The organism is Pseudomonas sp. YuFO8, from assembly GCF_035065025.1.
GTDB lineage: Bacteria > Pseudomonadota > Gammaproteobacteria > Pseudomonadales > Pseudomonadaceae > Aquipseudomonas > Aquipseudomonas putida_AE.
In genome coordinates this window covers 25181-36643 of the sequence record NZ_JAXDEQ010000023.1, presented here as the reverse complement: position 1 = coordinate 36643, position 11463 = coordinate 25181, and the positions used below count along the sequence as shown (strand labels likewise).

At 59.7% G+C, this 11463-nt stretch carries 13 protein-coding genes; 10 read left to right on the top strand and 3 right to left on the bottom strand.

Annotated features, from left to right (window positions below):
• Positions 1–102 precede the first annotated feature (102 nt).
• From oscA to SOP95_RS20135, 5 genes are all read left to right on the top strand, one after another.
• Complete coding sequence (gene oscA, locus SOP95_RS20155; RefSeq protein ID WP_274075040.1) at positions 103–285, top strand: sulfur starvation response protein OscA; 183 nt, start codon at positions 103–105, stop codon at positions 283–285.
• 81 nt (positions 286–366) lie between these two features.
• Positions 367–1380 carry a sulfate ABC transporter substrate-binding protein gene (locus SOP95_RS20150; RefSeq protein ID WP_274075041.1) on the top strand — a complete coding sequence of 338 codons (1014 nt, stop codon included), beginning with the start codon at positions 367–369 and terminating at the stop codon, positions 1378–1380.
• A 69-nt stretch (positions 1381–1449) separates the two neighbouring features.
• Complete coding sequence (gene cysT, locus SOP95_RS20145; RefSeq protein ID WP_034148416.1) at positions 1450–2268, top strand: sulfate ABC transporter permease subunit CysT; 819 nt, start codon at positions 1450–1452, stop codon at positions 2266–2268.
• 13 nt (positions 2269–2281) lie between these two features.
• Complete coding sequence (cysW, locus tag SOP95_RS20140; protein ID WP_274075042.1) at positions 2282–3154, top strand: sulfate ABC transporter permease subunit CysW; 873 nt, start codon at positions 2282–2284, stop codon at positions 3152–3154.
• A gap of 3 nt (positions 3155–3157) precedes the next feature.
• Positions 3158–4147: a sulfate/molybdate ABC transporter ATP-binding protein gene (locus SOP95_RS20135; protein WP_274075043.1), complete on the top strand. Its 990-nt coding sequence runs from the start codon at positions 3158–3160 to the stop codon at positions 4145–4147.
• 89 nt (positions 4148–4236) lie between these two features.
• Here the strand turns inward: SOP95_RS20135 and SOP95_RS20130 are convergent, their stop codons facing one another.
• Entirely contained in the window at positions 4237–4758 is a 522-nt protein-coding gene (locus SOP95_RS20130) for an Mpo1 family 2-hydroxy fatty acid dioxygenase (RefSeq protein ID WP_323608079.1), read from the bottom strand.
• Between the two features lie 84 nt (positions 4759–4842).
• Between SOP95_RS20130 and SOP95_RS20125 the strand changes: the two genes are divergently transcribed.
• From SOP95_RS20125 to SOP95_RS20110, 4 genes are all read left to right on the top strand, one after another.
• A complete protein-coding gene (locus SOP95_RS20125; protein WP_274075045.1) occupies positions 4843–5529 on the top strand; it encodes a Crp/Fnr family transcriptional regulator in 687 nt (228 codons plus the stop codon).
• Between the two features lie 57 nt (positions 5530–5586).
• Positions 5587–5952, top strand: a complete 366-nt coding sequence (locus tag SOP95_RS20120) for a response regulator (protein ID WP_274075046.1) — start codon at positions 5587–5589, stop codon at positions 5950–5952.
• A 112-nt stretch (positions 5953–6064) separates the two neighbouring features.
• On the top strand, positions 6065–6313 hold the full coding sequence (locus tag SOP95_RS20115) for a helix-turn-helix domain-containing protein (RefSeq protein ID WP_323608078.1): 249 nt from the start codon (positions 6065–6067) through the stop codon (positions 6311–6313).
• Positions 6306–7538 (top strand): type II toxin-antitoxin system HipA family toxin, encoded by a 1233-nt coding sequence (locus SOP95_RS20110; RefSeq protein ID WP_274075048.1) that lies wholly within the window; start codon positions 6306–6308, stop codon positions 7536–7538. The genes SOP95_RS20115 and SOP95_RS20110 overlap by 8 nt, the downstream gene beginning before the upstream one ends.
• On the opposite strand, the gene SOP95_RS20105 is transcribed toward SOP95_RS20110, so the two are convergent.
• Positions 7539–8543, bottom strand: coding sequence for an AraC family transcriptional regulator (locus SOP95_RS20105; protein WP_274075049.1), 1005 nt, complete (start codon positions 8541–8543; stop codon positions 7539–7541). It abuts the gene before it with no gap.
• 100 nt (positions 8544–8643) lie between these two features.
• On the opposite strand from SOP95_RS20105, the gene SOP95_RS20100 reads away from it, so the two are divergent.
• Complete coding sequence (locus SOP95_RS20100) at positions 8644–9717, top strand: fatty acid desaturase (RefSeq protein WP_323608077.1); 1074 nt, start codon at positions 8644–8646, stop codon at positions 9715–9717.
• Positions 9718–9849: 132 nt separating this feature from the next.
• Here SOP95_RS20100 and SOP95_RS20095 read toward each other — a convergent pair whose 3' ends face one another.
• The gene (locus tag SOP95_RS20095) at positions 9850–11460 is read right to left on the bottom strand and encodes an arylsulfatase (RefSeq protein WP_323608076.1); all 1611 of its coding nucleotides are present in this window, start codon (positions 11458–11460) and stop codon (positions 9850–9852) included.
• Positions 11461–11463 lie beyond the last annotated feature (3 nt).

Here is an 11463-nt window from a genome sequence, read left to right as displayed (position 1 = left end):
TAAATAGTCTTTTTAAGAATATCTGCGCCTCTCTACTATTGGTCTCACGCCGCAAGCAGTGCCGCCACTGCCAGGCAACCTCTAAGTCGAAGGAGCAGCACCATGAGCGCATCTCTACGTAGCGTTGACGGCCAGGACGAAGCAACCATCCTGCGCGAAATCCAGAGCGCCCTGCGCGATCTGCGTTTTGGCGCGGTGGAAATCACCGTGCACAACGCCCAGGTGGTTCAGATAGAACGAAAAGAGAAATTCCGCTTGCAGCAACCGGGCAACAAACCTGCCTGAAGCGATTTTTTGAGCCGACACCGCGATCCCAGAAAACCATAAGAAATAGCCAACACAATTAGAATTCCAGGAGCTTTCACCATGTCGTCGATTCGCCATTTCGCTTTGGCCGCCCTGGCCAGCGCCCTGTTTGCCGGTTCTGCGGTCGCCAAGGATTACGAACTGCTCAACGTGTCGTACGACCCGACCCGCGAGCTCTACCAGGATTACAACGCTGAATTCGTCAATTTCTGGAAGAAAAGTAATCCCGGCGACAGCGTGAAAATCCAGCAATCCCACGGTGGCTCGGGCAAACAGGGCCGGGCGGTGATCGACGGCCTGCGCGCCGACGTGGTGACCCTTGCCCTGGCCGGAGACATCGACGAAATCGCCAAGCTCGGCAAGACCCTGCCGGCGGACTGGCAGAAGCGTCTGCCGGAAGCCAGCACGCCGTACACCTCGACCATCGTGTTCCTGGTGCGCAAGGGCAACCCTAAAGGCATCAAGGACTGGGGCGACCTGGTCAAGAACGACGTGTCGGTGATCACCCCGAACCCGAAAACCTCAGGCGGTGCGCGCTGGAACTTCCTCGCCGCCTGGGCCTATGGCCTGAAAGCAAATGGCGGTGACGAAGCCAAGGCCAAGGAATACGTGCAAACCCTGTTCAAGCACGTGCCAGTGCTGGACACCGGTGCTCGCGGTTCGACCATTACCTTCGTCAACAACGGTCAGGGTGACGTGTTGCTGGCGTGGGAAAACGAAGCGTTCCTGGCCCTGAAAGAAGATGGCGGCGCCGACAAGTTCGAAATTGTCGTGCCTTCGCTGTCGATCCTTGCCGAGCCGCCAGTGGCGGTGGTCGACAAGAACGCCGAGAAGAAGGGCAACGAGCAGATCGCCGAAGCCTACCTCAAGCACCTTTACAGCCCGGCGGGCCAGGAAATTGCGGCGAAAAACTTCTATCGTCCACGGGACAAGGAAGTCGCCTCGAAATACGCCCAGCAGTTCCCGAAACTGGACCTGGTGACCATCGACAAAGACTTCGGCGGCTGGAAAACCGCGCAGCCGAAATTCTTCAACGACGGCGGCGTATTCGACCAGATCTACCAGGCGCAGTAATCTTAAATAGCCATCAAGGAGCCTCGAATCGCGATTCGAGGCTTTGTGCATTCTCAACCAGGGACTTTTATGTCGCGTCGTATCTCCCCCGTCATACCCGGCTTCGGGCTGACGCTGGGCTACACCTTGGTGTACCTCAGCCTGATTGTGCTCATACCACTGGCGGCGATGTTCGTGCATGCCGCTCAACTCACCTGGGATCAGTTCTGGGCAATCATCTCGGCGCCAAGGGTGCTGGCGGCGTTGAAGCTGAGCTTCGGCACCGCCCTGTACGCGGCGATCATCAACGGCATCATCGGCACGCTGCTGGCCTGGGTGCTGGTGCGCTATACCTTCCCGGGACGCAAAATCATCGATGCGATGATCGATTTGCCCTTCGCATTGCCCACCGCCGTGGCCGGTATTGCGCTGACCGCGCTGTACACCCCAACCGGCCTGGTGGGTCAGTTTGCGGCGGATCTGGGTTTCAAGATCGCCTACACCCCCCTGGGCATCACCCTTGCCCTCACTTTTGTGACACTTCCATTCGTAGTACGTACCGTACAGCCCGTGCTGGCCGATATTCCCCGTGAAGTGGAAGAAGCGGCGGCGTGCCTGGGTGCAAAACCGTTGCAGGTGTTCCGTCATATCCTGGTGCCGGCATTGCTTCCGGCCTGGTTGACCGGTTTTGCCCTGGCCTTTGCCCGCGGGGTCGGCGAGTACGGTTCGGTGATTTTCATCGCCGGTAACATGCCGATGAAAACCGAGATCCTGCCGCTGCTGATCATGGTCAAGCTAGACCAGTACGATTACACCGGCGCTACCTCCATTGGTGTACTGATGCTGGTGGTTTCCTTCATTCTGTTGCTGCTGATCAACTTGCTGCAGCGGCGCATCGAAACCCCATAGGGAGGCGCGAACAATGTCCCAATCGTCTATTGCTGCCGCCTCTTCGGCCAACGCTGCCCGCCGTGGCAGCGCGACCTCGCGGCGAATCCTGATCGGCCTTGGCTGGCTGATTTTTGCGCTGTTCCTGTTGCTGCCGCTGTTCATCGTGGTGTCCCAGGGTTTGAAAAACGGCCTGGGTGCGTTCTTCACCGCGATCTTCGAACCCGACGCACTGTCGGCTCTGAAGCTGACGTTGATTGCCGTACTGATTTCGGTGCCGTTGAACCTGGTGTTCGGCGTCAGTGCCGCGTGGTGCGTGAGCAAGTACTCGTTCCGCGGCAAGAGCATGCTGGTGACCCTGATCGACCTGCCGTTCTCGGTATCGCCGGTCATCGCCGGCCTGGTCTATGTGTTGATGTTCGGCGCCCAGGGCCTGTTCGGCCCGTGGTTGCAGGACCACGACATCCAGATCGTCTTCGCCTTGCCAGGCATCGTGCTGGCGACGATATTCGTCACCGTGCCGTTCGTGGCCCGTGAACTGATCCCGCTGATGCAGGAGCAGGGCACCCAGGAAGAGGAGGCCGCGCGCTTGCTCGGGGCCAATGGCTGGCAGATGTTCTGGCACGTCACCGTACCCAACATCAAATGGGGCCTGATCTACGGCGTGGTGCTCTGTACCGCGCGGGCCATGGGTGAATTCGGTGCGGTGTCGGTGGTTTCCGGGCACATTCGCGGGGTGACCAACACCTTGCCGCTGCACGTCGAGATCCTCTACAACGAATACAACCACGTGGCCGCGTTCGCCGTGGCGAGCCTGTTGCTGATCCTGGCGCTCTTCATCCTGCTGCTCAAGCAGTGGAGCGAAAACCGTATCAACCGCCTGCGCGCCAGCGCCGCGGAGGAATAATTCATGTCGATCGAAGTGCGTAACGTCAGCAAGAATTTCAATGCGTTCAAGGCCCTGGACAACATCAGCCTGGACATCCAGAGCGGCGAACTGGTCGCGCTGCTCGGCCCGTCGGGCTGCGGCAAGACCACGTTGCTGCGGATCATCGCCGGCCTGGAAACCCCGGATCAGGGCAATATCGTGTTCCACGGCGAAGACGTTTCCGGCCACGACGTGCGTGATCGCAACGTCGGTTTCGTGTTCCAGCACTACGCTTTGTTCCGCCACATGACGGTGTTCGACAACGTCGCGTTCGGCCTGCGCATGAAGCCGAAAAACCAGCGCCCGAGCGAAAGCCAGATCGCGACCAAGGTGCACGAACTGCTGAACATGGTGCAGCTGGATTGGCTATCGGATCGTTATCCGGAACAACTGTCCGGTGGCCAGCGTCAGCGTATCGCCCTGGCCCGTGCCCTGGCGGTGGAGCCGAAAGTGCTGCTGCTCGACGAACCCTTCGGCGCCCTCGACGCCAAGGTTCGTAAAGAGCTGCGTCGCTGGTTGGCGCGTCTGCACGAAGACATCAACCTGACGTCCGTTTTCGTGACCCACGACCAAGAAGAAGCGATGGAAGTCGCCGACCGCATCGTGGTGATGAACAAGGGCGTGATCGAGCAGATCGGCGCACCGGGTGACGTCTACGAAAATCCAGCCAGCGATTTCGTTTATCACTTCCTCGGTGATTCGAACCGTCTGCACCTGGGCGAAGACAATCATGTGCTGTTCCGTCCGCACGAGGTGTCGCTGTCGCGCCATGAACTGGAAGATCACCACGCCGCGCAAGTGCGCGATATCCGTCCGTTGGGTGCTACGACGCGGGTGACGCTGAAGGTCGAAGGCCAGAGTGATCTGATCGAAGCCGAAGTGGTCAAGGATCACGACAGCCTGATCGGGTTGGCCAAGGGCGAGACGCTGTTCTTCAAGCCGAAGGTCTGGCAGAAGGTCGCCAACCTCTGACCTGTAGGAGCTGGCTTGCCAGCGATCAACGATGACGCGGTGTGTCATACACACCGCTTTCGCCGGCAAGCCAGCTCCTACAGATCCGCTCAGGCCGCCGCTTTGTTTGGATTGACCCGCACACCCCCCGCCCGCGCCTCGATCTGCTCTTTCAGCTCATGCCGCAACCCGAGCAAAAACGCCAACTCAACCACCACAAACAACGGCCCGACAATCAACCCCGTCACATCATCGACAAACGCCGGTTTGCGCCCTTCATAGTGGTGACCGACAAACTGGATCACCCAGCCAATCACAAACATCGCCACGCCACTGCTCAACCAGATCAGCGTGCTTTGCTGCGCCAGGACCTGGCCCGCCCAAATGCACAGCCCCAGCAACACCGTCATCAACACCCCAAGGCGCAACTCCAGGCGCAGGTAGAACCACGCCGACGCCAGCGCGACCAGCACCGCCGGTGAAAGCCAACCCCCAGCCCATTGCGGACGAGACAGCAACACCGCCACCGCCACCACAATCAACGGGATGCCGACAAAGTGGGTGGCAATGTTGCGCGGATCACGGTGGTAGGCGGCGTATTGACTGAGATGATCAACGAGGCTTTTTTTCATTGTTGTTCCTCCTGTAGGGTGCACGATCATGCCTCGGGGCCATTCATTGCTCTGTCAGCCAGGCGACAATCTCTAGGAGTTTTCATGGATATGCAGGACTGGCGGCCACGCCTGTTGCGCGGCCAATGGTTCAGCCATTTGCCTGCTTCCCTACAGGATAGTCTGCTGGACGCCGCCAGGGTGCGGCGCTTATCAGCCGGTCAGCGCCTGTTCCAGCGCGGCGATCCGCCCTGTGGCCTGTACGCGGTGCTCGAAGGCGCGGTGCGTATAGGCGCCGTGAACGAGCAGGGCAAAGAGGCGTTGCTGAGCCTGGTGGAAGCGCCGCACTGGTTTGGCGAAATCTGCCTGTTCGATGGCCAGGCGCGTACCCACGACGCCTTTGGACTGGGCCCGTGCACGCTGTTGCACATACCGCATATCGCCCTGCTCACGTTGCTCGATGAACAGCCGGTGTACTGGCGGCAACTGGCGCTGCTGATGAGTCAGAAACTGCGCCTGACCTTCATCAATCTCGAACAGCTGAGCCTGATGCCGGCCCCGGTGCGGCTGGCCCATCGCTTGCTGATGATCGCCGAAGGGTACGGCGAAATCGACGAACCACGCCGCGTCCTGCAGTTGCCGCAGGAGCAGCTTGCTTCGATGTTGTCGCTGTCACGGCAGACCACCAACCAGATCCTCAAGGATTTGCAGGGGCAGGGGATATTGAATCTGGGGTATGGCGAAATTGAAATCCTCGATGTTCAGCGGTTGCGGGCGTTAGTTGCCGTTTAATGGTGGGCTTTACCCGCAAACGCGCCTAGCCTGTCGGAACGACAATCGAGGTGTGCCATGCGTGTATTGCTAGTGGAAGACGAACCCGGACTCGCCAGGCATCTGGCCGATGGCCTGAGCGAAGCGAGCTATGCGGTGGATGTGGCAGTCAACGGTATGGACGGCCGGCGCTTCATCGAGGCGGGCGAGTATGAGCTGATCATCCTCGACGTCATGCTGCCTGGGCTCAATGGTTGGCAGTTGCTGCAACAGATCCGCAAGCTCGGTGAGACCCCAGTGCTCCTGCTCACTACCAAGGATGGTATCGAGGATCGCCTGCGCGGCTTGGAGTTGCACGAGGATGATTACCTGCTCAAGCCCTTTGCCGTGAGTGAACTGGTGGCGCGGGTGCGCAAGTTGTTGCGGCGGGGTCAGGGGCGCTGAAGTTTTCAGGCGCTGTAAAAAACCAGCTGGACTTAGTCTTTAAACTGCACTAAATACAATGCATATTCCACATTTCGTGGTGCTTTGCACGGTATACGATGCAGGTCGATAAATGGAAAACCTTGGTGAACTGATCCGCTCACTGCGTAAAGAGCAAAAGCTTTCCCAGCAGGCACTGGGAAAACAGTACGGAATGAGCCGCTCCACGATTTCTGGAATCGAGAACAACACGATCTCCGAAATCGGTCTGCGCAAGGTTGAGGCGATCCTCAACGGGTTCGGCTATGAGCTCATCGCCGTGCCTCGTCAGGCGCAGCGTCCAACGCTGGACTCTCTGAAGAAGGCAAACTTCCATGGCTGAGCCGCAGGAGCAGGACCGGCTATATATCAGTGTCTCGGGAGCCGTGGCCGGCACGCTCGGGCGTGGTCAGTCGCGCAGTGATTCGGTTTTTACCTATGCCGACAGCACGCAGGAAGAAAACGCGGTTTCGTTGACCATGCCGGCTCGTCTCGAAAGCTACACGTGGGAACGAGGTGTTCCGCCAATTTTCGAAATGAACTTGCCAGAGGGAGCTCTGCGCGAAGAGTTGGTTCGTCGGTTCAGTAAAGCGGTCAGGGGTTTCGATGATTTTACGATGCTGGCGATCGTTGGTCCGTACCAGCTCGGTCGAGTGGCAATTGCAAACGCGCAGGATGCGAGCGACCGTCCACCCGAAACCAGCCTCGCGGACCTGCTGGTTCACGACGGTGCGCAAGGTTTGTTCGATGATTTATTGCGCACGTATGGCCAATACTCGGGCGTCTCCGGCGTGCAGCCCAAGGTGCTTGTCCGTGATAGTGCGACGACTGTCGACCGGTTGACTCATCGAGGCGCGACGCACCTGGTCAAGTCCTTCCGTCCCGAGGAATACCCTGAGCTTGCGGCCAACGAGTATTTTTGCATGCGGGCCGCCTTGCACTCGGGCCTTGAAGTCCCGAAGTTCGAACTTAGCGAACATGGCAAATTCCTGGTCGTCGAACGTTTCGATCTGAATGAGCGAGGTTACTTGGGGTTCGAGGATTTCTGCGTCCTGAATGCCTGGCCTTCGAAGGCTAAATACGATGGTTCATACGAAGGTGCCGCAAGGCAGATAAGAGCATTCGTCTCCCCGCCATTGCTCAACCATGCGTTGGAGTCTTTTTTCAAGATTGTTGCGCTCTCGTCCGGCCTGAAAAATGGCGATGCTCACCTCAAGAACTTCGGTGTGCTGTACGAGGATTGTGGTACGGATGCGCAAATCAACCTCGCTCCCGCCTACGACATCGTGACCACTTCGGTCTACATCAAGAACGACAGTATGGCGTTGTTGCTAGGCGGGTCAAAAGCATGGCCCAAGTACAAAATGCTGATGCGCTTTGGCCGGTCGGCCTGCAATCTGACCGAGGGACGCTGTAATGAGCTGTTGCAGCAAGTCGCACATGGCATGGACATGGCAATGACGGAGATGGCGGACCACATCAAGGGCAATCGTCACTTTGCGAGCGTTGGCGAAGCGCTGATGGAACAGTGGAAATCAGGTATGGCCCGCAGTCTTGTGAAGAGCTGATCAGCGCAACCCATCGCGAAACTGCCCCGGCGTGATCCCCGTCCAGCGCTTGAACGCACGGCTGAAACTGCTGGTATCGGCAAACCCCAGCAAGTAGCTGATTTCGCTCAACGAGCATTGCGGATCACGCAGGTGCAGCAACGCCAGGTTTTCGCGGCTTTCGTTGAGCAGCGTATCGAACCGACAACCCTCATCCGCCAGGTGCCGTTGCAGGCTGCGCAGGCTCAGGTGCAGTGCCTTGGCGATGTGTTCGGCACTGGGTTCGCCTTCCGGCAGTTGCTCTTCGATGGCGTCGCGGACCTTGCGCTCCCAGGTCAGCGGCTTGAGTTGCGCCAGGGTGCGGTTGAGCACGGCTTCGTTGTGTTCGGCCAGTTCCGGGTTGGCGTCGTCCAGGTGACTGTCAAAGTCCGCCAGCGCGAACTCCAACCGATCCTCCCCGGTGGCGAAATACACCGGTGAGCGAAAGACCTTGTGCCATTGATGCGGGTCCGCCGGCTCAGGACGACGCAAGTACACCGCCAGCGGTGCATAGTCGCGGCCCAGGCGGTTGCGGCAGGTGCGCACATAAATCGCCACGAAGGCGTCGATGGCCTCATAGGCCGGGGCCGGATTGCCTGGCGGAATCCTCAGGTGGAAACAGTAGCGGTCTTCGCCGCGGGTCAGTTCCAGTTCCAGGGCGTCACTGACCACCTGGTGATAACGCACGATGCGTTCGAAGACTTCCCGCAGGCTGCCGCTGGCCACCAGCGCATACCCGAGTGCGTGAAAAGTGGTGGGGCTGACGAAGCGCGAGACGCGCAAGCCGATCGCCGGGTCGCCGCTGACCTGCACCGCGATTTCCCACAGGCGCGTGGTTCCGGACAACGGATAACGGGCGTTGGGGTCGTCCATCAGTTGCGGATCGAGCCCGGCTTGCTGGCACAGGGCAGTGCTGTCGAGGCCCAGGGCGTCGAGTTGCTTGCGCAGGGCGCGGGTCCAGCTGGCGAGGGAGGTCGGTTCGGTCATGCTGATTGGCGCTTCCGGTCAACAGGTTGGCGTTCTCGGCTACCGCTCCAGGTGTATGAAGCGGGCAGGATGCGAACATCAATAACCAGAGGATGGAAGCATGCAAGGTACTTCTGCAAGTCCCCAGCGACTGAATGCTGCTCAGCGATCTGCACATATTCGCCAAGTGGTGCTGGCCAAGGGTGTCGAACTGCGCCAGCGCTACCCGGTTCTCAAGCATCAGGACGCCTTGGGCGCGGGCATTCTGGCCTTCGCCCTGGCCGGCATGATCGGTTCGGCGGTGCTCTACATCGAGGGTTACATGGCGTGGTGGGTGTGTTTGCTGCTCAACGCATTTTTCGCTTCCTTGACCCACGAACTCGAGCACGACCTGATTCACAGCATGTACTTTCGCAAGCAGCGCGTGCCGCACAACCTGATGATGGGGCTGGTCTGGCTGGCGCGTCCGAGCACAATCAATCCATGGATTCGTCGTCACCTGCACCTCAATCACCACAAGGTGTCCGGCACCGAGACCGACATGGAAGAACGCGCCATCACCAACGGCGAGCCTTGGGGATTCGCGCGGTTGTTGATGATTGGCGACAACATGATGTCGTCGTTCATTCGCATGCTGCGGGCCAGGACCTGGGCGCAAAAGTTCAGCATCATCCACCGCACCCTGAAGGTCTACGCGCCGCTGGCGCTGATGCATTGGGGTGCGTGGTACGTGTTTCTCGGCTTCCACGCCGCGAACGGCATCGCCTACTTGATGGGCACGCCGATCGAGTGGTCGGCAACCACGCTGTCGGTGATGAACGTGATCGATATCGCCGCAGTGGTGATCATCGGCCCGAACGTGCTGCGCACTTTCTGCCTGCACTTCATCAGCTCCAACATGCACTACTACGGCGACATCGAGCCGGGCAACGTGATGCAGCAGTGCCAGGTGCTCAATGCCCGGTGGCTGTGGCCGTTGCAGGCGTTCTGCTTCAACTTCGGCAGCAGCCATGGGATTCATCACTTTGTGGTGAAGGAACCGTTCTACATCCGCCAGTTGACCGTGCCGGTGGCGCATAAGGTGATGCGTGAGATGGGGGTGCGGTTCAATGATTTCGGGACGTTTGCGCGGGCGAACCGGTTTGTGCGTAAGGATGTTGCAGCGCGAGAAGAGGTGCGTGCGGCGCAGGCTTAATGGTTGACTGAGAGGACGCCTTCGCGAGCAAGCCCGCTCCCACAGTGGATCTTCAGCGTTCGCAAAATTTGTGAACAACCGAGATCAAGTGTGGGAGCGGGCTTGCTCGCGAAGAGCCCGGTTGAGGCAACCTCAATCCGGCTGAAACGGCGACTCACTCAGTATCACCCCGGTCTCATCCACATAGTTCTGCCAATGCTCGATCAACAGGTTGAGCTTGGCAGGCTGACTCAACGCCAGGTCATGAATCTCCCCCGGATCGCTGCCCAGATCATAAAGCTGCCAGGTCGCCGGCCCCACCGGACCCGGGATGTAGACCGCTTTCCATTGCCCCTGGCGAATCGCCCGCCGCCCGAACAACTCCCAACCCGTCACGGTGTGCTCGTCATGCACTTGCGCCGTTTCGCCCGATAGAAACCCCAGCCACGACTTGCCGCGCAACGGTGCCACTGGCTTACCGCGCCATTGCTTGCCCGGATGGCGCACCCCGGCGAGGTCGAGAATGGTCGGCGTGATGTCCATCACAGTGCCGAACCCATGGCTGATCTGCCCCTTGAGCGGCAGTTGCGGGTAGTGCACCAGCGCGGGCACCCGAATCCCGCCTTCGGTGGTGAACGCCTTGAACAGCCGCGAAGGCGCGGTCGCCACTTGCGCCCAGTTCGGCCCGTACCAGACGTAGGAATTGGCGCGGCCGATGTTGTCCAGGCTGTTGTCGTAATGCTGGTTGAGGTAGGTCATCAACTCAGGGCCGAACTTCGGGAAGGCTTCCAGCAGCGCACCTTCGGCGCCGTTATCGGACATGAACAGGATGAACGTGTTGTCCAGTTGGCCCTGGTTACGCAGGTAGTCGACGACGCGACCGATGTTCCAGTCCATGCGCTCGACCATCGCCGCATACACCTCCATGGCCCGTGCGGAAATCTGCCGTTGTTCGTCGCTCAAGGCGTCCCATTGGGCGCTGAGCTGGATCAGCGGATGCGGCTCGACATCCGCCTCGATCAGCCCCAGGGCCTTGAGTTTTTCCAGGCGCTCCAGGCGCAACACTTCGGGACCGGCGTCATAGCGGTCGCGGTATTTCTCGACCACCTCCGCAGGCGCTTGCAACGGCCAGTGAGGCGCGGAAAACGGCAGGTAAGCGAAGAACGGCCGGGTCTGATCGCGCTCCTTGAGGTATTGCAGCAGCTTGTCGCCGAAGGCATCGGAGGAATAGAAATCCTTCGGCAGTTCGTCGATGAATTTATCGTCTTCGATGTACAGCGCCGGGGTGGATTTCAACAGGCCCGGCGTGTGTTCGTCATAGGTCGGTTCGAAACCGTAATGGTTGGCGGCGCCCGGCAGCAGCGAGAACGAACGCTCGAAACCACGGGCATGGGGCGCCAGTTCGGCGGTCAGGCCCAGGTGCCATTTGCCGCTCATCAACGTCTGGTAACCGGCCTCGCGCAGCAGCTCGGGCAAGGCGGCGACGCGATCGTTCAGGTAGCCCTCGTAACCAGGCTTGCCGATCAGGTCCGGGGTCAGGGCTTCGGCCATGGTGCCGATGCCGGCGATGTGGTGATCGGTGCCGGTCAGCAGCATCGAACGCGTCGGCGAGCAGGTCGGTGCAGTGTGGAAATCGGTCAGGCGCAGGCCGTTGTTGGCCAGGGCATCGATGTTCGGCGTGGCGATCTCGCCGCCGAATGCGCCGATATCGGAAAAGCCCAGGTCATCGGCCAGGATCACCAGAAAGTTGGGACGTTGCGGCATCAA